Genomic DNA, 20,791 nt, shown 5'->3' with positions numbered 1-20,791 from the left:
GGGCCGGGCGGCCGACGCGCGTGCGCCGTGCCGCCGCCCCGGACCACGACTCTTCAGCCGACCGAGTCGGGCGGTCCGGTGGGAAAGCGGAAGGCCCGCCGGCGGGCGGGCCTTCGGCCACAGCGGGCTCAGACGTTCGACGGTACCCGGGACGGCCGCCCCGAGCCCCGTGTCAGCGCATACCCGCCGATCCCCGCGAGAGCGGCGAGCATGCCCCCGATAGCGGTCCACACCCACCGGTCGGACCACCAGCCGGAGGACCAGCCGTCGTCGGGTTCGAGGCTCGACAGCACCGCCGTCTTCGCATCGTCCTCCTTCGCCTGGGACTTGACGGCCACGCCCGGCACGAGCGGCTCGGCCAGCGAGCCGTCCACGGCCGCCGCGCCGCCGATGTCCTTGGAGTCGACCCGCACCTCGGCGCTCACCGGCTGGCCCAGGTCGGAGGCGCCCAGGTCCACCACGGTCAGGCGGACGTAGTACGTGCCCGGCAGCGGGTCGTTGGCCCACGGCTCCGACCAGGCGCGCACCGTGCGCAGCACACAGGCCAGCTCGACCGAGGACGCCCCCTCGGCGGCGGTGCGGGTCGCCGCGCCGTACTGGCAGGACTGGCGGCGCCGCAGACCGTCGTACACGTCGATCTGCCAGTTCTGCGTCCCGTGCGTGGCGGGCAGCTTCACGGTCGCCTTGACCGTCGGGCGCTGCCCGGCGTCAGCGGGGAACGACCAGTACAGGTAGTCGCCGGTGGAACCGGACGCGGTGGCCTGCTGCCCCTGCTCGATCTCGGTCGCCGTACGGAAGGACGTGCCGGCCCGGGTGGGCGCCTTGCCGTCGTCCGTGGCGCTCGGCGACGGGGAGGAGTCGGCGGCCGCGGGTCCCGCGGCCAGCCCGAGCGCCAGCAGCGCGGTGCTCAGTACTCGCGTGATACGCATCAGTTCGTCCTCCAGACCGCGACCCGCCAGCGCGACAGCCAGCCCCACAGCAGACCGGCCAGGAAGCCGGCCAGCACCAGCGCACCCAGCAGCCACCAGCCGCGCCCGAGGCCGAAGGAGGCCACGTCGCCCGCCTTGCTCGGACCGTCCACGACGTCCACGGTCAGCTCCAGCGGCAGACCCGGGGACGTCTTGACCCCCGCGGCGGCCGAGAAGGAGTTGGTGACCTGGAGACACACGGTCTCGGCGGTGGCGGTGTCGTCGTCGCTCTCCGGCTTCGGGTAGCGCAGACCGGTCGAGATCACGTCCGTCCGGCCGGTGCCCGCGGCCTCACCGCGCACGATCTCGCGGCCGTGCACGGTGACCGCACGCAGCAGCACGCCGTAGTCCGGGTTCACCGCCCGGTCGTCCGCCACGCTCACCGAGGCGCGCAGCTCCTGGCCGGGGTCGACGTCCACCTTGTACCAGCGCTGCCGGCCGAACTCCTCACGATCCGTGTAGAGCCCGGACTTGAGCGACGGCGCCTTCGCGCACTCGGCCGCGCCCTCGGTGGCCACCGGCGTCACCACCGGATCGGCGGCCCGGTCGACCAACTCCCCGACCCGGTCGCTGAGTTCTTCCTTGTGCCGTACGTCGGTGTAGGTGCCGCCCGTCGCGTCCGCGATGCAGCTGAGCTGGTCGCGGGTCTTGGCGTCCGGCACCAGGCCGAGGGTGTCGATGGTCAGCCCGATGCCCTTGGCGGCGATCTCGCGGGCCACCTCGCACGGGTCGAGCGGCTGGCAGGTGTCCTCGCCGTCGCTGATCAGGACGATACGGCGGGTGCCGTCACCGCCGTCGAGGTCGGCGGCCGCCTTCTGCAGCGCGGGGCCGATCGGCGTCCAGCCGGTCGGCGCCAGGGTGGCCACCGCGGTCTTCGCCTCGGTCCGGTTCAGTGGGCCGACCGGGTAGAGCTGAGCGGTGTCCTTGCAGCCCGTTATGCGGTCGTTGCCGCGGTAGTTGGCGCCCAGGGTGCGGATGCCGAGCTGGACCTCCTCCGGGGTCGCGTCGAGCACCTCGTTGAACGCCTGCTTCGCGGCGGCCATCCGGGAGCCGCCGTCTATGTCCCGCGCCCGCATGGAACCGCTGACGTCCAGCACGAGTTCGACCTTCGGAGCGGGCTGCTCCGTCTCGTCGGCCACAGCCGTGGACGGGACGGCGAGCCCGGCCGTCAGGGCGGCGAGCAGAGCGCAGACGCCCGCCGCCAGCCGTTGTCTTCTGATCATCGGCGGATCTTATTGATCTCAGGCGCCGGGCTCCAAAACGAGCGGGTTCGGCAGCAGGGCCCACTGGTCGCCGGGGGTGTCCGGGGACAGCCGCATCAGCGTCAACGCCTTGGTGGGCAGCGGGCCTTCGCACAGGGCCGTCAGGTCGGGGGTGCGGGGCAGGTCCGGCAGTGCGGCCCTCAGGGCCGCGCCCAGGGCGGGCCCCGAGCCCGCCGTGCCGGCGAGTGCGCCCGCCACCAGGGAGCCGAACAGCTTGCGGCGCAGGGTCGGCACGTCGTCCGTGATCAGCCGGCCGGTCAGGGCCGGCGGGGTGATGCCGTGACCGGACAGCCGGGCCGGGCTGATGCGGATGTCGGCGAGGTCGCGGTAGACCAGGCGGAGCGGGGAGTTGTCCGCCGAGAGGACCACCAGGAGGTTCTGGCCGTGGGCCTCCAGGGCCACCCCGAGGTCCAGCAGGCGCAGACCGACCGTGAGGGCGAGGCGGGCGAACTCGGCCAGCCAGGCCGGGGAGTCCGGCAGGTCGGTGGTGGCCAGCGCCGCCACCGGCAGCACCCGCTCGCCCGGGCCCGCGTACGCCTCGGGCGACTCCCGCAGCACCGCGGCCAGATCGGGGGAGTGCGCCGCCGCGCCCAGGGTGCGGGTCATGTGCAGCAGCCCGTCCGTGCGCGCTGCCAGCTCCGTGGCGAAGGCCGACAGGGTCGCGGCCGCCCCGACGGAGTACGCGGAGATGTCCCGCACCGAGGAGGTCAGCCGGGCGCTCAGCGCGGTCTTCACATGCGGCCCGTCGGGCAGGGCGAGGGTGCGCAGGGCCATCAGCGGGTGCGCGGGGCGCCAGGGGTCGTACGGCCGCTTGAGCACATGGGCCGCCTGCCAGGGGTGCACCGGCAGCAACAGGCGCTCGCTGTCCCGCAGTTCCTCCGGCCAGTCCCCGGACACCAGGCACTCGGCGGCCGGTACGGCGACCGTGCCGAGACCGACCACCGGCCGGTGCTCCGGGCCGTACGCCAGCTGGTCCGCCACCGAGAAACCCGGCCGGGACCGGCAGTTGGGGTGGAACGGATGGCCGTCCACCACCCGCTGCTCCCACTCCCACTCCCGCTCGGGCCACTCCTTCGGATGATCCGCGCCGGCCCGGGACAGCGCCAACGAGGCCACACTGTGCCCGAGTTCAATCGCCAGACCCGCCGCGTGCGGCACCGCGAGGTCGCTCATCAGGCGTGCCGGATCGTCGTAGCGCTCCCGGTCCAGGCGGACGGCGGTGACGTACCCGCCGGTCGCGTACGGGTCCGCGTGCGGGCCGTGCAGGGTGCGGCCGTCGGCCAGCCGCAGGGCCAGGCTGTGCGCCCCCCGGAGCCGGCCGGTGACCCACGGCAGGGGCTCATGGGCGAGCCCCCGCCACAGCCGGGTCAGCACCGCCGCGCGGGCACCCGGCAGCTCGGCCGTGTACCGGGGCAGCAGGCCGGGCCGGACGGCGGCCAGCTCCTCGGCGATCTCGGCCTCTGCGGTGGGGGAGTGGTACACGGGGGCTCCTCGGATGCGGGCAGCTCGGGGCACGATTGTCAGGGACGGCATTCATACTTGTTGCTCGGGCCCAGGACGAAGAACGAATGGATCGCGTGGACCTCAAGCCTCCCGCCGACACCGTCGGACAGCGTGCCGACGCGTACGCGGCCGCACCCCTGCTCAACTGCCTGCTGCGCGAGGTCGCCGAGCCGCATCAGTCCCCAGGGCCACGGCCGGTCTTCCGGCTGCCCGGCACCGGCCGCCTGCTGCGCGTAAAGCCGGGGCGGCGGCCCGCCGACCCCGAGGTGCACGCTGCCGGGGACTGGCACCGCCTCGGCCACTCCGAGCTGGTCAAACTGGTCGCCGAGGAGCTGCGCCGGCACACCGGGCTGTCCAACGGCGACCTGCCCGCCGAGATGATCGACAGCCGGGACGCGATCGCCGCCCTGCTCACCGCCCGTACCCGGGCCACGGCGCCCGAGGACCCGTACCTGCGCTCCGAGCAGTCCCTGATCACCGGCCACCCCTACCACCCGGCTCCCAAGGCCCGCGGCGGCGGCCCGGTCGCGTCCTGGCTGCCGTACGCCCCCGAGGCGCACGCGCACTTCCCGCTGGTGCTGCTCGGCGTCCGCGAGGACCAGGTGGCCGAGGAGGGCGACACCAGCGCCCTGGACGCCCTCGGCACGGCCCCGCCCGGCTACCGGCTGCTGCCCGCCCACCCCTGGCAGCTCGACCTCGTCGCCCGCGACCTCGCCCCGGCCTTCGCCGACGGCCGCCTGGTCCGGCTCGGCACCACCGCCTTCGACGCCTGGCCGACGGCGGCCATCCGCACGGTGTACGAGCCCCGGCGCGACCTGTTCCTGAAGTTCAGCCTCGACGTGCGCATCACCAACGACATCCGCCGGCTGTGGCGCCACGACCTCCTGAAACTGCACCGCACCGACACGGCCGCCGGCGCCGCCTTCGCCGCCATGGGCCCGCCCGCGGCCTGGCTGAGCGACCGCGGCTACCGCACCGCCGCCTTCGCCTTCGAGGAGCTGGCCGTGCTCGTGCGGGACGGGCTGCGCGGCCACCTCCTGCCGGATGCCACCCCGCTGCTCGCGGCCGGGCTCGCGGAGGGCTTCGAGGGCAGCCCACTGGCCGCCACGGCCGATCCGGACGCCTGGTGGGAGGCGTACCTGCGGCAGGTGATCCCGCCCGCCCTCACGGCGTTCGACGCCCACGGGGTCGTCCTCGAGGCGCATCTGCAGAACACCCTGGTCGCCGTGGACGCGGCCGGCACGCCCGTGCAGGTACTGTTCCGGGACGCCGAGGGCGCCAAGGTGCTGCCGGACGTCCCCCGGACCGCCGGCTGGGAGCGACTCGTCTACTGCCTGGTCGTCAACCATCTCAGCGAGATCGCCGCCGCCCTCGCCGAACACCACCCCGGCCTCGACCCGTGGCCCGCCGCCCGCCGCGAACTCGCCCGCCACGACCTGCCCGAGATCCCCGCCCTGCTCACCGCACCGACCCTGCCCGGCAAGACCAACCTGCTGCTGCGCTGGACACACGCGGACGGCGCGGACGCCCGCTATCTGCCGCTGCCGAACCCGCTGGCCGAAAGGGGTTAGTCCGTCAGCTCCCGCCCGCCGAACGCCCCGGTCCCGTCCGCCTGCTTCCACCAGGTCTCCAGTCCCGTCCGGTCGAGCGTCCGCCAGTCCGGGGTCTCCTGGACCAGGGCCCGGCCGAGCCGTCGCCCCAGGTCGACCATGACCCGGCCGGCGGGCGCGCGTGCGGCGTCGTAGGCGGCCAGGGCGTCGGACCAGGTGGCCGTCGACGTCAGGGCCGACTCCAGGACCGTGGCGTCCTGGAGCGCCTTGACGGCACCCGCGCCGGTGTGCGGGCGCGCGACAGCGGCCGCGTCGCCCATGAGCAGCGCGCGGCCCACCGCGTAACGGGGCGCCGTGAAGTCGTACATGGGCTGGAGGAACAGCTCGTCGTGGGTCGTCGCCCGTACCAGGTCGCCCCAGTAAGGAGGCAGCAACTCGGCGGCGACGTACGCCAGATGGGTGCGCAGTCCGTCGCCCGCGGTGCCCGGAGGCAGGCTCGTGGGGGTCTGGAGGCCCTGGTCGAGGCCCGGCGGCGGGGCCGTGTACAGGACCCAGTTGACCCGGTGGCCGCCGTCGGTCCCGTCCGGGATCCGGTACACGATGAGATGGCCGCCCTCGAAGACGACGTAGCCGCACTCGTCCTCGGCCCACAGCTCGGGGTCGCGCAGCCGGGCCGATGGGTAGGCGCCGCGCCAGGCCAGGTATCCGGCGTACTCGGGGCGGACATCGGCGCACACGGCCGTACGCACCGCCGAGCGGTAGCCGTCCGCGCCGATCACCACGTCGTACCGCTCGGTGCGCCCGCCGGCGTGCACCTCGGCGCCGTCCGGTGTCACCTCGACCGCCTCGACCGCCGAGCCGGGCCGGAAGTCCGCCGCCTCGGGCACCCGGCGACGCAGTGCGTGCCAGAGCGGGCCCCAGTTGTAGGTGCGGAACGGGAAGGGCATCACGGCGATCTCGCGGCCCAGCGGGCCGTTCGCCGCCGTGTCGTCCCGGACGTACCAGCGGCGGCGCACGAGCCGGACCCACGGCATCGAGGCGTCGAGATGGCCCGCCGCCTCCAGTTCCGCGTAGCGGGCGTTGTGTACGGCGAGCCCGACTCCGCGGTCGGCCAGGCGGCCCGCCGCACGCTCGTACACCGTGATCCCCTCGGCCCCGCCCCGCCCCAGCGCGAGCGCCGCCGCGCATCCCGCGATGCTGCCGCCCACGACCGCGACCCTGCCACCACGCATTGCGAGTCTCCTCGTCGTCCCCCGGCGCCGGTCCGGTACGCCGCGCGAGACCATGCTGCCAGCCCGGCGATCACCCGGCCTCCGGAATCCGCACCGACGGCCGGATCCCGCCCCGGCTCACTCCGGCCGGTGCGCCGCAGCGCCCCGTGAGGGGCGCGGGGCTGTGCTCGACATGCGACTCCGTGGCGGGCGCGACCAGCCACAACGGCGCATCGGCCGACCGACGGCCCATCGCGGCACCCCACGCGGAGCGCTTACGCTGGCCGGTGTGCTGCGCGACGTGACTGCTGTTCGATACGTGACCCCGCTCAGGTCCGGCGGCTCCGTGCCCGGAGTCGTCGAGGCCGACGACCTCGGCACGTACGTCGTGAAGTTCACCGGCTCGGCACAGGGCCACAAGGCACTGGTCGCCGAGGTGATCGTCGGCGAACTCGCCCGCGCGCTCGGCCTGCGCTTCCCCGAACTGGTCCTGGTCCACTTCGACCCGGCCATCGCCGACGACGAGCCGCACCAGGAGGTGCGCGACCTGCACGGGGCCAGCGCGGGCGTCAACCTCGGGATGGACTATCTGCCGGGTGCGAAGGACTTCACGCCCGAGATCGCGAAGGTCTTCCCCGTGGACCCCCTGGAGGCGGGCCGGATCGTCTGGCTCGACGCCCTCACCGTCAACGTGGACCGCACGGTCCACAGCTCCAACCTGATGGTCTGGCCGACGCTCGGCACCGTGCCCCCGCGCCTGTGGCTCATCGATCACGGCGCCGCCCTCGTCTTCCACCACCGCTGGGACACCACGACCCCGGGCAAGAAGTACGACTTCCGCCACCACGCCCTCGGCCACTACGCCCCCGACGTCCGGGCCGCCGACGCCGAACTGGCCCCCCGCGTGACCGAGGAACTGCTGCGGGCCGTCGTCGCCGAGGTGCCGGACCCCTGGCTGGCCGAGGACGCCGGTTTCGCCACGCCCGACGACGTACGCGCCGCCTATGTCGACTACCTCCTCACGCGCGTACGGCTGTCCCAGGAGTGGCTGCCCACCGACTTCCCGAGCCGCGCGGAACTCGCGGCCGAGGAGGCCGCCCGCGCGGCGAAGACCCAGCAGGGCCGCCCGGCCTGGCTCAAGCGGGTCCCCGACCTGCACGGCAAGCCGGCGGCGGAACAGGATTGGTCGGTGCACCTCGGATGACCCACCGCGTCCAGATCGAGTACTGCACCCAGTGCCGCTGGCTGCCCCGCGCGGCCTGGCTGGCACAGGAGCTGCTCACCACCTTCGAGACCGAGCTGACCGAGCTGTCGCTCAAGCCCGGCACCGGCGGTGTCTTCGTCGTCCGCGTGAACGACGAGGTCGTCTGGGACCGCCGCGAACAGGGCTTCCCGGAGCCGACGGCGGTCAAGCGCCTCGTCCGCGACCGGGTGGCCCCGGGAAAGCCGCTGGGCCACTCGGACAGGGCCGCCGAGTGATACCGGCCCGGCCGGCGGCCGCCGCCCGGTGAAGGTAACCCGGAGGACGAGCCTCGACCTCACGTCGCTGCTTTTAGGACTGGTCTTCGGCGTCGGCACCAACCTCCTCACCGCGGACCCGGACGGCTGGTGGGCGCCGCTGCGCGCCGTGAACCGCTACGCCGCCGTGTGGCTTCCGGCCGGCGTCGCCGCCGTGGTCGCCCGGGAACTCGGGCAGCGGTGGCGGGAGCGGCGCCGGGTGCCCTGGACGCGGGACGACAGCCCGTATCCCGGTCTGGAGGCCTTCGCCGAGGACCGCGCGGACGTCTTCTTCGGCCGTGAGGACGAGACCCGGGACGCGGTGCGCGCCCTGACCGCCGCCCGCTCGCCCGCGCAGCGCGTGCTCACCGTGGTCGGCCCGTCCGGCTGCGGAAAGTCCTCGTTCGTGGCGGCGGGACTCCTGCCGGACCTCAGGCGCCGCCGCTGGGCGGTCCTCGGCCCGCTCAGACCCGGCTCCAGCCCCTTCCTCGCCCTGGCGCAGGCCCTGACCCCGCGCTCCGCCGAACGGCAGGGCGACACGGCCGTACGCCTCGCCCGCGAGTTGCGCCGAGAAGCTTTGACCGGAAGCGAACTGACGGTCTTTTCGGCCGCGCTGGGAGCGGCCGCCCAGGGACACCGGGCGCGGATCGTCCTCGCGATCGACCAGTTCGAGGACGTCGTCCGGATGACCTCGCCCACGGAACGCGAGCTGTTCCTGCGGGCGTTACGGACCGCCGTACGCTCCCACCCGCAGCTCCACCTGGTCCTCACGCTGCCGTCCGGCTTCCTGCACGACCCCGAACTGCGGCCGTACGACGACCTCCTGCGCACCCGCTTCCCGCTCGGCACGCTCACCTCGCGGCAGACCCGGGCGGTCATCGCGGGCCCGGCGCGGGCCGCGGGCGCGGACATCGCCGAGGAGGTGGTGGACGACCTGGTGGTCGAGGCCACCGAGGGCGACGCCCTGCCCCTGCTCGGCCAGGTCCTGCGCGATCTGTACGAGGCGGCGGGCCCGGACCACGTCATCGGGCCGGACCTGCTGGCGCGGACCGGCCCGCTGTCCCAGGCCATCGCCCGGTACGCGGAGGGCACCTACGCGCGGCTCGTCGCCGAGCATCCCGAACAGCGGGTGGAGGCGGTGCTGCTGAGGTTCGTCGCCTGGGACGAACGGGGCTTCTCCCGGCAGTCCGTGCGCAGAGCGTCCCTGGACGCGGCCGGACTGGCGGTCGTCGAGGACCTGCGCCAGGCCCGTCTGGTGACGGACGTCGACGAGGGCGAGGCCTGTGACCTGGTCCACGAGGCGCTGCTGCGGCACTGGCCCCGGCTACGGGAGCTGACGGAACGTCACCGGGACGTACTGCGCCGCCTCACGGACCTCGAACGCCGGGCAGCGGCCTGGCTGGCGAACGACCGGTCCGCGGATGACCTGCTGCACGGGCAGCGGCTCGCGCAGGCACGGGAGCTGGTCGCTGTGCACGGCACCTCCCCGGCCCTCGCCGAGCTGGTCGCCGCCTCCCGGGCCAGGGCGGAGACGGCCGCAGGGGAGCGCGCCGACGACCTCGCGGAACGGGCACAGCAGGCCTACGCGCTGCGCGGGGAGCGCCGGTTGGCGCTGGGGCTGGTGGCCGCGGCGGCACGGGAGTTCAGGGCGACCGAGAAGGTCGCGCTGACGCTGTGGGGGATCGGACACGACCCGGTGGTCGACAGCCTCGGACTCGGGCACGCGGGGGAAGTTCTCGCGTTCGGCTGGGATCCGGGGAGCGGGCAGCTGCGGACGATAGGGGCGGAGGGCGATCTGTGTACCTGGACGGCTCGTGGTGACCTGGTCGCCCAGGAGTCCTTGGGGCTCGGGGAGTTGCGAGGCGCGGGCATCGGCGGGGACGTCTACTGGGTGGACACCCGTGAGAAGCTCGCCGTAAGGCGCTTCGACGCTCCGGAGTTCTGGTCCGCCACGGCCGCGGCAGGTCCCTTCGGAGACCGGGCGCTCGGGCTGTCACCGGACGGCTGGCGTGCCGCCGCCCAGCTGGCCCACACCGGCGTCGACATCATCGACTTCACGCCGGTGCCGCAGGGACGGCTCGCGGAGGTGCGGCACTCCTACGAGGCGCCGCCGGTCAAGGCGCTGGCGTGGTCGCCCGACGGCTCCCGCCTCGCGCTGTTCGCCTGGAACGAGCTGAACGTCGTACGCCTGCCGGACGGCGACCCGGCCTGGCGTCTCGTCAGGGGCGACGACGAACTCCCGGGCACCACCTCGTGGTTCGCCTGGGCCCCGGACGGCCGTCGAGCGGCCGAGGTGTCCGGCCGGACCCTGCGGATCAGGGCCGCCGAGGACGGCACGGTCCTGGACGAGTGGGACACCGGAGCGGAAGTCGGTGGTGTCTTCTGGTCGCCCGACGGAGAGCTGGTGGCCGCGGCGGTGTCCGACGCCGGCCGGGGAGCGAGCGCGGCGATCACGGTGTGGCGGGTCGCCGACCACACGCTGCTGCGCCGGCTGCGCGTCCCCTGGGGCGCCGAGGAGATCGCCTGGCGCGCCGACAGCGGCTGCTTCGCCTGGCGGTCGCGGTTCAGCGGCGTGTGGATCGGTGATCACGGCTCGTGGCGTCCCCGGCCGCTGCCGGGCGGTCTGCTGCGCAGCGTCTCGTCGGAAGCCGGGCGGGTGGCCGCCACCGTGCAGGGAGGCGATGCCGTGCATGTGACGGAGCCCGGCACCGGCGCCGGACCGCGGAAGGTCGTCACGGCTCGCGATCCGAAGCCGGTGCTGCTCGCCTGGCGGCCGGGGGCGGACCGGCTGGCGGTCTCCTTCGCCGGCGGCCGGGTGGAGATCGTGGACCCCGCCTCGGGCCGCTGTGCTGCCGCGATGTCCACGGCGTACGACATGGTGGACGGCGTGCTGTGGTCCCCGGACGGTTCGCTCCTCGCCACCGTCAGCCATGACTTCGTGACGGCCACCTACCGCATCGAGGTCTGGGACCCCGTGACCGGGAGCCGTACCGCCCGGACCGAGGACATCGAGCGCGGCACCGGGATGCCGGCCTGGAGCCCCGACGGCCGTCGTCTGGCGACCGCCGAGAGAGAGGGCCCCCTGGTCGTCCGGGACGCCTCGACCGGGCGTCGGCTGCTGGACATCCCCGTAGGAGAGGGGGCAAGCGCCGGCGCGGCCTGCTGGTCGCCCGACGGACGCCGGCTCGCCTTCCTCGACGGGGAGTCGGCCGTACGGATCTGCGCCGCCGGCGACGGCACACCCTTGGTGCGCTCCGCCGCCACCTACGGCAGGGCCGCCGTACTCCTGTGGTCCCCCGACGGACGCCTGCTCGCGACCGCGGGGGACGGGTGGGTCGCCTTCTGGCGGGCGGAGACGGGAGCGTGCCAGGCCGTGTCCAGGCTGGCGTGCCGGGTGCCGCTGGACGCGTACTGGTCCGGCGACGGCCGCTCGTTCGTCGTGATCGGCGAGGACCACCGCCGCTACACCTGGTCGCTGCCCGACGGCACGGACGCCCGGACTTGCGAAGCGCTCCTGGAACGGGTCGCGGCCGAGCCGGCCGAGCTGACCGCCGAGGAGCGCCGGCGCCACGGGCTGCCCACGTGAACGCCCCCGGCGCCGAGCGGTGCCGGGGGCGTTCTCCGGGATGTCAGCCGCGCAGCTGCTCGTACGCCGGCAGGGTGAGGAAGTCGGCGTAGTCCTCGTCGAGGGACACCTGGAGCAGCAGGTCGTGGGCCTCCTGCCAGTGGCCGGCCGCGAAGGCCTCCTCGCCGATCTCCTTGCGGATGGCGTCCAGTTCCTCGGCGGCGACCTTGCGGGCCAGCTCCGGGGTGGCCCGGTCGCCGTTCTCGAACTCGACGCCCGCGTTGATCCACTGCCAGATCTGGGAGCGGGAGATCTCGGCGGTGGCCGCGTCCTCCATCAGGTTGAAGATGGCGACCGCGCCGAGGCCGCGCAGCCAGGCCTCGATGTACCGGATGCCGACCTGGACGGCGTTGACGAGACCGTGGTACGTCGGCTTCGCCTCCAGCGAGTCGATGGCGATGAGGTCGGCCGCCTCGACGCGGACGTCCTCGCGCAGTCGGTCCTTCTGGTTGGGCTTGTCGCCGAGGACCCGGTCGAAGGACTCCATGGCGATCGGGACCAGGTCGGGGTGGGCGACCCAGGAGCCGTCGAAGCCGTCGTTCGCCTCGCGGTCCTTGTCGGCGCGGACCTTCTCGAACGCGACCTTGTTGACCTCGGCGTCCCGGCGCGACGGGATGAACGCCGCCATGCCGCCGATCGCGTGCGCGCCGCGCTTGTGGCAGGTGCGGACGAGGAGTTCGGTGTACGCCCGCATGAACGGGGCCGTCATGGTCACGGCGTTGCGGTCCGGCAGCACGAACTTCGCCCCGCCGTCACGGAAGTTCTTCACGATGGAGAACAGGTAGTCCCAGCGGCCGGCGTTCAGACCCGCGGCGTGATCGCGGAGTTCGTAGAGGATCTCCTCCATCTCGTACGCCGCCGTGATCGTCTCGATCAGGACGGTGGCGCGGATGGTGCCCTGCGGGATGCCGAGGTAGTCCTGCGCGAAGACGAACACCTCGTTCCACAGGCGGGCCTCGAGGTGCGACTCGGTCTTGGGCAGGTAGAAGTACGGGCCCTTGCCGAGGTCCAGCAGGCGCTGGGCGTTGTGGAAGAAGTACAGGCCGAAGTCGACGAAGGCGCCGGGGACCGGCTTGCCGTCGGCGTCGACGAGGTGGCGCTCGTTCAGGTGCCAGCCGCGCGGGCGCATGACGACGGTCGCCAGCTCCTCGTTCGGGCGCAGGGCGTACGACTTGCCGGTGCGCTCGTCCGTGAAGTCGATGGTCCGGGTGTAGGCGTCGACCAGGTTGATCTGGCCGAGGACCACGTTCTCCCAGGTGGGCGCGGAGGCGTCCTCGAAGTCGGCGAGCCAGACCTTGGCGCCCGAGTTGAGCGCGTTGATGGTCATCTTGCGGTCGGTGGGGCCGGTGATCTCGACGCGCCGGTCGTTCAGCGCGGCCGGGGCCGGGGCGACCTTCCAGGAGTCGTCCGCGCGGACGGCGGCCGTCTCCGGGAGGAAGTCGAGCGTGGAGGTGCGGGCGATCTCGGCGCGGCGGTCCGCTCGGCGGGCGAGGAGGTCGTCACGGCGCGGGGTGAACCGCTGGTGCAGCTCCGCCACGAAGGCGAGCGCCGCGTCGGTGAGGACCTCCTCCTGCCGGGGCAGGGGCTCGGCGTCGACGATGGCCAGCGGGGACGGCGCTGGTGCGGACATGAGCTGTCACTTCCTTCAGCGGTGGCACCGGGTGCCAAGTGGCACGAATAGGGCGGTGAGCGCCCGCTGTGCGGTCGGACGCTTCTGAGCAGTGGATACTAGTTTCCTCATTGTGGAACTTCAATGGTTTGTTGATATCGAGATTCTCTGGGTCGAGGCAAGGTGGCGCTCGGTGCCACCCCGTTCACTCAAGGTGGCTCAGGTCGGCCTCGGTGTCGATGTCGTACGGCTCGGCCACGTCCGCACACTCCACGAGCCGGACCGCCGAGGCGTGTTCCTTCAGGTAGGCGCGGGCCCCGCGGTCGCCGGTGGCGGTCGCCGCGATGCCCGCCCAGTGGGCCGCGCCGAACAGGACCGGATGCCCGCGCTCGCCGTCGTAGGCGGCCGAGACCAGCGACCCGTCGCCCTCGTACGCACCGAGTACCCGGGTCACCGCATCCGGCCCGATCCCCGGCTGGTCGACCAGGCTCACCAGCGCCGCGCGCACCCCCGTACCGGCGAGCGAACCGAGCCCGGCGCGCAGGGAGGAGCCCATGCCCTCGGCCCAGTCGGGGTTGTCGACCAGCACGCAGCCGCTCAGCTCGGCCCGCTCCCGGACGTCGTCCGCCTGCGCCCCGAGCACGACGTGGATCCGGCCGCATCCGGCCGCGCGCAGCACGCCGACCGCGTGTTCCACCAGGGGGCGCCCCCGGTGCTCCAGCAACGCCTTGGGCCGCCCGCCGAGCCGTCTGCCGCCGCCGGCCGCGAGCAGCAGCCCGGCGATCTGCTCGTGTGGGTCCCGTGGGTCCCGCTTGTGCGTCATGCGTCCTGCATACCTGACGCGGGCCGCGGCGGCCGGTTTCCTTGGGCTGAATTTCGGTCCGCGCTGTGGCGCCGCCGCACGGCGTGGCGTTTACTGGCCCGCGCACGAGGGCGTGCGAGGGGGGAGGGCTGTGTTGCGGAGCTTGGGGCAGAGGTCGGTGACCGGCAGCGACGAGGACACCAGAGTGGCGGAACTGCGGACCGCCGTGTCCCGCCTGCGCCGCGAGCTGGCGGCACTCCCGTCGGAGTTCCCCGACCGGGACATAGCCGAGGACGAACTGGCCACCCTGGCCGCGATGGCCGCCGGCGGTATGCCGGAGATCCCACGCCTGCGCAGGTCCCTGTTACTGATAGCGGGTGCGATCGGCTCGGTGAGCGCGCTGGCGCGGGGCCTGTCGGGGGTGCGGGAGGCGGTGGACCTGTTCGGGGAGCCGCCGCGCGACCGGCCGGGCGGTTGAACCGGCCTTCCGTCAAGCTCGGTTGACAACTTCCACGAAAGACTGCGGCCGTCTCCTCCAGCCCGCCACACTGTCGATACGCCGCGTCGATGGTCATACGAAAACGGGGGGCTGTGTATGAACGCGACGAGCCTGTGGGACGAGTCCGCCCCGGACCCCGAACCGACCGTATGGCTTCGGATCGACCTGGATCCGGACACCGACCCCGCCAGAGCGGACCGGATCACCCGGCAACTCCGAAGAGAGATAAAGGAGTTGAGGGGCGTCATCTCGGTCGCCGCGGAGTCGGCCGGACCGCCGCCCCCGCCCGGCGCGAAAGGCGACCCGGTCACCATCGGCGCGATCATCGTCGCGCTGAGCGCTTCCGGTGGCGTACTCACGGCACTGGTCGGCACCCTCAGCGACTGGCTCGCGCGCCGCTCCGAACGGGACGTCCTCGTCGTCACCATCGACGGCGACACCCTGGAACTCCCGGGTCCCACCGATGCGGAGCGGGCCGCCCTCGTCGAGGCCTTCGTACGCCGCCACACCGACGGACACCGCACGGACTCCGACGCGTCATGAGCCGCCGGTTGGCGCTGCTGATCGCCACCTACGAACACGAGGACCCAGGGCTGCGGCGGCTGACCGCCCCGGCCCACGACGTCGAGGCGCTCGCCGCGGTGCTGCGCGACCCGGAGATCGCCGGATTCGACGTCAGAACGCTCGTCAATGAACCCCACCACCGGGTCGGCGAGGCGGTGGCCGACCTCTTCGAGGGCCGCCGCACCGACGACCTCGTGCTGCTCTACTTCACCGGCCACGGCCTCAAGGACGAGGACGGCCGCCTGTATCTGGCGATGCGGAACACGCGCAGGGAACGCCCGCTGTTCACCTCGCTGCCCGCCGCGCAGGTCGACCAGGCCCTGTCCGACTGCGCCTCGCGCCGCAAGGTGCTGATCCTGGACTGCTGCTACAGCGGGGCCTACCCGGAGGGCCGCGTCCCCAGGGCCGACGACGGGGTGCACACGTTCGCACAGTTCCACGGCTCGGGCCAGATCGTGCTCACTGCGTCCGACGCCATCAGGTACGCGTTCGAGGGCGACCGGCTCAGCGGCTCCGCCGACCAGTCGGTCTTCACCCGCCACCTCGTCGAGGGCCTGCGTGAGGGCAGCGCCGACCTGGACGGCGACGGCAACATCACCATGGACGAGCTGTACCGCTACGTCCACGACCACGTGATCGACGAGATGCCGCAGCAGCGGCCGATGATGCGGAACAGCGTCGAGGGCCGGATCGTCATCGCCCGCAACGTCAACTGGTCGCTGCCCGCCCATCTCGGCCACGCCCTGGCGAGCCCGCTCGCGGCCGAACGCCTGTCCGCGCTGGAGGTGCTCGACCATCTGCGCCGGCTGGGGAACGAGGTGGTCCGAGCCAAGGTGGAGCAGGAGATCGGGCGGCTGGCGGAAGACGACAGCCGCATGGTGTCCCAGGCGGCGGAACGGCTGCTGGGCGGGGCGGGCACCGCGACGCCGGTGGTGGTCCCGCGGCCGGGTGGGGAGGGTGTGCGGGAGAGGCCGGTGCCGTCGCAGCCGGCTGGGGAGGGTGTGCGGGTGACGCCGGTGCCGCCGCAGCCCGGTGGGGTGGATGCGCGGGTGACGCCTGTGGGATCGCAGCGGGGTGGCGCGGGGGCCCGGACGCCGGTGGGTTCGCAGTCCGGCGGGGAGGGTACGCAGGCGACGCCGATGGGATCGCAGCCCGGTGGGATGGGTGCGCGGGTGACGCCGGTGCCATCGCGGCCCGGCGGCGCGGATGCCCGGACAGCGCCGTCTCCGCGGGCGCAGGGCGACGCGCCCGCGGAGACCGGACCGCTGCCGACGGCTCTCGTAGTTGCGCTTGTCGAAGCGTGGGTGGTCTTGGCGGACTGGTGGCCTGCAGCCGCGTCGAGCGGCCTGCAGTGGCTCCGAACGCTCACGCGCGCGTTGAGTCTCCGGACGCTCTGCGGTGGGTCGGCCCTGCTCGCGGTCGCGCTGACGATGGGAGCGCTGCTGCAGCGCAACGAGGCATACGCCCGGTTCTCCTCCGAGGAGTGGGGCAGCATCACCTGGTACTTGGCCGGCCTGGCCGGGGTCGCTCTTGCCGGGGGAGTGTGCACCCTGGTCCCCCGCGCTGGAGCGCTGACCGGACCGGGCCTGGTGCTCGGGGCCGCGACCGCCTCGCTGTGGGGGCTGGTGTACTTCGCCGGGTCGGCCGCCGGTGATCCGCATGCGCCGGACGCGGCCATCCCGTTGGGACTCGCCGCGCACGCCGCACTCCTGGCCGCCGCATGCCTCGCCCTGGCCGCCCTGATCAGGAACCCGGAGGTGCGCTTCGACCTCCGGCCGCCCCGGGCGCTGTGGAGCTACGTGGTGGTGGGCACGGCCTGCGGTGTGGCCGTCGTCGGAGCCCTGGCCGGCGTACTGCTGCTGGACGAGTCCGCGGGGCTGCGGGAGTACTTCGACTACCCGGATCTCGCGCTGAGCTCCCACGCCTTCGTGGTGGTCGTGGTGGCCGCGCTCGCGGTGCCCGGGTGCGCGGCGGCCGTGGCTCCGCGCCGGTTCGGCTACTGCCTGGTGCTGGGCTGGGCCGCGGGCACCCTGGCGGTGGCCGCCGCCACCCGGGCGCGATTCACCTCGTTCTACCAGGAGTCCCTCGACAACGTCGCGCTCGCCGCCGGGGCCCTGGTGGCCCTGCTGCTGCTCACGACCGTACTGGCCCGCTGGGCCAGGACGGCCGAGCGGCCCGTGGCGCGACCGCGAGGGAGAGTTCTGATGGCGGCGCTGGTCGTCCTGCCCCTGCTGGCGGGCTCGGCCGGTGCCGTCGTCGATGTCCGGCTGCACCGCGCGCGTGTCGCGGTGCAGCCGCTCGACCTGGTGCTCAGCCCGCACGGCGACCGGCTCTATGTGGTGAGTCTGCTGCGCCGGGCCTCGCAGGAGAAGCCCGAGGGTCTGTCGGGAGAGGTCACGGTGCTGGATCCGGCGACGGGCCGGACGACCGGGCGCCGCACGCTCCTCGTGAAGGCCGCGAACGACGCGGCGCTCACGAGGGACGGACGCTATCTGTATCTGGCCCAGCCCTATGGCGGCACCGTGACGGTCGTCGCCACCGAGGAGATGGAGCCCTTCGGCGATCCCCTGCGACTGAGCGGCAGGCCCTCCATGATCCACGTCACCACCGGGGACCGAGCCTGGGTGGCCGGCACTCCCTCCGGGGCCTGGTCGGCGATCGACACCAAGAACGTCAAGCTCACCGTACGTACCGTCACCCCCGGCAAGGGGTGGCAGGTCGCCGCGGTGAACAACGAAGGCACCCGGATCTACACGGGCAAGGGCAGCACGGTCACCGGGTACGGCCTGGCCGACGGCAAGCCCGTCGGCAGCCCCGTCCAGCTCGCCGACGAGGCCGTCGACCTGGCTTTCGACCCCATCGACGACTCCCGCCTCTACGTGGTGGAGGACGGCAAGGACACCAGCACCGTCGTGGCCGTGGACACGCGGACCGGCACGGTCGAGGGCCGGACGAGCGTGCCACTGAGCTTCTTCGGTCACCGGGTGGCGGTCAGCCCCGACGGCCGCCGCCTCTACGTGGCAAACCAGGACTACGACGGACAGCTCTTCGTCATCGACACCGCCACGATGAGGACCCTGGCCAGGCCCGTCGATCTCCCCGGCCTGGCCTCGGACATCGCGGTCAGCCCGGACAGCAGCCGTGTCTTCGTCGCCCTGACCGACAAGGGCGAGGTCGTCACGTTCCCGGCGAACGACCCCCACGCGATCTCACGCTTCACCTTGAAGCAGCCCTGACGCCGGGGGGCCGCACACCCGCGGCCACGCGACGATCCGCGGTCCGCTCCCCTCAGGTGCCAGAACTCGCCAGCGCCTGGGAAAGCTCCACGGCGATCCCCTGCAGTACCGGCACGATCTTGTCCGTCGCCGCCTCGGTGACCCGTCCCGCGGGCCCGGAGATCGAGATCGCCGCCGCCGTGGGCGAGTCCGGCACGGACACCGCGAGGCACCGCACCCCGATCTCCTGCTCGTTGTCGTCCACGGCGTAACCCAGCCGACGTACATCCTCCAGCGCGGCCAGGAACCCGTCCGGCGTGGTGATGGTCTTCTCCGTCGCGGCCGGCATGCCGGTGCGGGAGAGAAGCGCGCGCACCTCCGCGTCGGGCACGGAAGCCAGCAGCGCCTTCCCCACACCCGTCGAGTGCGGCAACACCCGCCGGCCCACTTCCGTGAACATCCGCATCGAGTGCTTCGACGGCACCTGCGCCACGTACACGATCTCGTCACCGTCCAGCAGCGCCATGTTCGCCGTCTCGCCGGTCTCCTCGACCAGGCGGGCGAGGTACGGTCGCGCCCAGGTGCCGAGCAGCCGGGACGAGGATTCGCCGAGCCGGATCAGCCGAGGGCCGAGCGCGTACCGCCGGTTCGGCTGCTGGCGTACGTAGCCGCAGGCCACCAGCGTGCGCATCAGGCGGTGGATGGTGGGCAGCGGCAGCCCGCTGGTCGCGGACAGCTCGCTGAGGCCGACTTCGCCGCCCGCGTCCGCCATCCGCTCGAGCAGGTCGAAGGCACGCTCCAGGGACTGGACCCCGCCGCTGGCGGAGGATTTGGCGGAGTCGGTGGTGCTGGCGTTGGACGTCGGCACGGCGCGTTCCTTTCGGGACTGGCAGGAAGGGCAGAAGCCTACCCGGCAGTCGGTTGACTCCCTGCTTGTACGTAGCTACGTTCTGCTTGCTGGAATTCTAATTCCGCTTTGTGGAAACGTCCAGAGTGGGCACTCGTGGAGTACTGCCCAGAAGTGTGCCTCTTGACGGCGGGGTGGCGGGAGTGAAGACTCCTTCAACAGAACGTTGAATTCCGTTACGTGGGTGTAAATCCCGTTTCCTGGAAGTAAACGGCGGCAGAGAGAGGGGTTCGGGTGTCCGACGCTGAACTGGTGCTGCGCTCGACGCGCGTCATCACTCCGGAAGGGACGCGGGCCGCCACGGTCACCGTGTCCGCCGGCAAGATCACGGCCGTACTGCCGTACGACGCCGAGGTCCCGGCCACGGCACGCCTGGAGGACTTCGGCGACCACGTCCTGCTGCCCGGCCTGGTCGACACCCACGTGCACGTCAACGACCCGGGCCGCACCGAGTGGGAGGGCTTCTGGACCGCCACGCGCGCGGCGGCGGCCGGCGGCATCACGACGCTCGTCGACATGCCCCTCAACTCCCTCCCGCCGACCACGACGGTCGAGAACCTGCGGGTGAAGCAGCGGGTCGCCGCCGACAAGGCGCACATCGACGTCGGCTTCTGGGGCGGCGCCCTGCCCGACAACGTCAAGGACCTGCGCCCGCTGCACGACGCCGGGGTCTTCGGCTTCAAGGCGTTCCTGTCGCCGTCGGGCGTGGACGAGTTCCCGCACCTCGACCAGGACCGGCTCGCCCAGTCCCTGGCGGAGATCGCCGGCTTCGACGGCCTCCTCATCGTGCACGCCGAGGACCCGCACCACCTCGCCGCCGCCCCGCAGCAGGGCGGCCCCAAGTACGCCGACTTCCTGGCCTCCCGCCCGCGCGACGCCGAGGACACGGCCATCGCGAGCCTCATCGCCCAGGCCAGGCGCCTGGGGGCGCGCGTGCACATCCTGCACCTGTCCTCCAGCGACGCCCTGCCGCTGATCGCCGCCGCCCGCGAGGAGGGCGTCCGGGTCACGGTCGAGACCTGCCCGCACTACCTGACACTGACGGCCGAGGAAGTCCCCGACGGCGCCAGCGAGTTCAAGTGCTGCCCGCCCATCCGCGAGGCCGCCAACCAGGACCTGCTCTGGCAGGCGCTGGCCGACGGCGTCATCGACTGCGTCGTCACCGACCACTCGCCCTCGACGGCCGACCTGAAGACCGACGACTTCGCCACCGCGTGGGGCGGCATCTCCGGCCTCCAGCTGAGCCTGTCGGCCGTGTGGACCGAGGCCCGCAAGCGCGGCCACGGTCTCGACGACGTCGTCCGCTGGATGTCCACGCGGACGGCCGCCCTGGCCGGCCTGCGCGACAAGGGAGCCATCGAGGTCGGCCGTGACGCCGACTTCGCCGTGCTCGCCCCGGACGAGACCTTCACCGTCGACCCGGCCGGCCTCCAGCACCGCAACCGGGTCACCGCGTACGCCGGTAAGACCCTGTACGGCGTCGTGAAGTCCACCTGGCTGCGCGGCGAGCGCATCGTCACCGACGGCGAGTTCACCGAGCCGAAGGGCCGGCTGCTCTCCCGCCCCCAGTGAGCCACCT

General features: G+C 73.1%; 15 protein-coding genes. 8 read left to right on the top strand and 7 right to left on the bottom strand.

The features are described from left to right. Positions 1 to 128 precede the first annotated feature (128 nt). From BEK98_RS04420 to BEK98_RS04410, 3 genes are read right to left on the bottom strand one after another with little or no spacing between them, the layout of a single operon-like run. Entirely contained in the window at positions 129 to 929 is an 801-nt protein-coding gene (locus tag BEK98_RS04420) for a hypothetical protein (protein WP_094215071.1), read from the bottom strand. Further along, on the bottom strand, positions 929 to 2,191 hold the full coding sequence (locus tag BEK98_RS04415) for a VWA domain-containing protein (protein WP_094215020.1): 1,263 nt from the start codon (positions 2,189 to 2,191) through the stop codon (positions 929 to 931). Before BEK98_RS04415 ends, BEK98_RS04420 begins: the two co-directional genes overlap by 1 nt. 18 nt (positions 2,192 to 2,209) lie before the next feature. Then, entirely contained in the window at positions 2,210 to 3,712 is a 1,503-nt protein-coding gene (locus BEK98_RS04410) for an IucA/IucC family protein (protein WP_094215019.1), read from the bottom strand. An 86-nt stretch (positions 3,713 to 3,798) separates the two neighbouring features. Here BEK98_RS04410 and BEK98_RS04405 point away from each other — a divergent pair, with 86 nt between their 5' ends. Further along, positions 3,799 to 5,304: an IucA/IucC family protein gene (locus BEK98_RS04405; RefSeq protein ID WP_094215018.1), complete on the top strand. Its 1,506-nt coding sequence runs from the start codon at positions 3,799 to 3,801 to the stop codon at positions 5,302 to 5,304. Here BEK98_RS04405 and BEK98_RS04400 read toward each other — a convergent pair. Further along, positions 5,301 to 6,515 (bottom strand): FAD-dependent monooxygenase, encoded by a 1,215-nt coding sequence (locus BEK98_RS04400; RefSeq protein WP_094215017.1) that lies wholly within the window; start codon positions 6,513 to 6,515, stop codon positions 5,301 to 5,303. The genes BEK98_RS04405 and BEK98_RS04400 overlap by 4 nt on opposite strands. A 268-nt stretch (positions 6,516 to 6,783) precedes the next feature. On the opposite strand from BEK98_RS04400, the gene BEK98_RS04395 reads away from it, so the two are divergent. The 3 genes from BEK98_RS04395 to BEK98_RS04385 are packed head-to-tail and all read left to right on the top strand — an operon-like array spanning position 6,784 to position 11,577. Continuing rightward, positions 6,784 to 7,698 (top strand): HipA family kinase, encoded by a 915-nt coding sequence (locus tag BEK98_RS04395; RefSeq protein ID WP_094215016.1) that lies wholly within the window; start codon positions 6,784 to 6,786, stop codon positions 7,696 to 7,698. Next, positions 7,695 to 7,973, top strand: coding sequence for an Rdx family protein (locus BEK98_RS04390; protein WP_094215015.1), 279 nt, complete (start codon positions 7,695 to 7,697; stop codon positions 7,971 to 7,973). The genes BEK98_RS04395 and BEK98_RS04390 overlap by 4 nt, the downstream gene beginning before the upstream one ends. Before the next feature lie 28 nt (positions 7,974 to 8,001). Further along, complete coding sequence (locus BEK98_RS04385) at positions 8,002 to 11,577, top strand: nSTAND1 domain-containing NTPase (protein ID WP_094215014.1); 3,576 nt, start codon at positions 8,002 to 8,004, stop codon at positions 11,575 to 11,577. Positions 11,578 to 11,620: 43 nt separating this feature from the next. Here BEK98_RS04385 and aceB read toward each other — a convergent pair whose 3' ends face one another. Continuing rightward, positions 11,621 to 13,246: a malate synthase A gene (gene aceB / locus BEK98_RS04380; protein WP_094215013.1), complete on the bottom strand. Its 1,626-nt coding sequence runs from the start codon at positions 13,244 to 13,246 to the stop codon at positions 11,621 to 11,623. A gap of 184 nt (positions 13,247 to 13,430) precedes the next feature. Beyond that, complete coding sequence (locus tag BEK98_RS04375; RefSeq protein ID WP_094215012.1) at positions 13,431 to 14,048, bottom strand: nucleotidyltransferase family protein; 618 nt, start codon at positions 14,046 to 14,048, stop codon at positions 13,431 to 13,433. Between the two features lie 130 nt (positions 14,049 to 14,178). On the opposite strand from BEK98_RS04375, the gene BEK98_RS04370 reads away from it, so the two are divergent. The 3 genes from BEK98_RS04370 to BEK98_RS04360 all read left to right on the top strand — a co-directional run bounded on the left by BEK98_RS04370 (position 14,179) and on the right by BEK98_RS04360 (position 18,326). Next, positions 14,179 to 14,505, top strand: coding sequence for a DUF5955 family protein (locus BEK98_RS04370; RefSeq protein ID WP_094215011.1), 327 nt, complete (start codon positions 14,179 to 14,181; stop codon positions 14,503 to 14,505). A gap of 117 nt (positions 14,506 to 14,622) precedes the next feature. Further along, positions 14,623 to 15,069, top strand: coding sequence for an effector-associated constant component EACC1 (locus tag BEK98_RS04365; protein WP_244201741.1), 447 nt, complete (start codon positions 14,623 to 14,625; stop codon positions 15,067 to 15,069). Further along, on the top strand, positions 15,066 to 18,326 hold the full coding sequence (locus BEK98_RS04360; RefSeq protein WP_107428251.1) for a caspase, EACC1-associated type: 3,261 nt from the start codon (positions 15,066 to 15,068) through the stop codon (positions 18,324 to 18,326). The genes BEK98_RS04365 and BEK98_RS04360 overlap by 4 nt, the downstream gene beginning before the upstream one ends. A gap of 52 nt (positions 18,327 to 18,378) precedes the next feature. Here BEK98_RS04360 and BEK98_RS04355 read toward each other — a convergent pair whose 3' ends face one another. Next, entirely contained in the window at positions 18,379 to 19,173 is a 795-nt protein-coding gene (locus BEK98_RS04355; RefSeq protein WP_094215009.1) for an IclR family transcriptional regulator, read from the bottom strand. Positions 19,174 to 19,446: 273 nt separating this feature from the next. Here BEK98_RS04355 and allB point away from each other — a divergent pair, with 273 nt between their 5' ends. Then, a complete protein-coding gene (allB, locus tag BEK98_RS04350) occupies positions 19,447 to 20,784 on the top strand; it encodes an allantoinase AllB (RefSeq protein ID WP_094215008.1) in 1,338 nt (445 codons plus the stop codon). The last annotated feature ends 7 nt before the right edge of the window (positions 20,785 to 20,791 follow it).

Origin of the sequence: Streptomyces diastatochromogenes, assembly GCF_002242805.1 — a bacterium.
In the GTDB taxonomy this organism is placed as follows: Bacteria; Actinomycetota; Actinomycetes; order Streptomycetales; family Streptomycetaceae; genus Streptomyces; species Streptomyces diastatochromogenes.
This window is presented reverse-complemented; position numbering and strand designations above follow the sequence as displayed.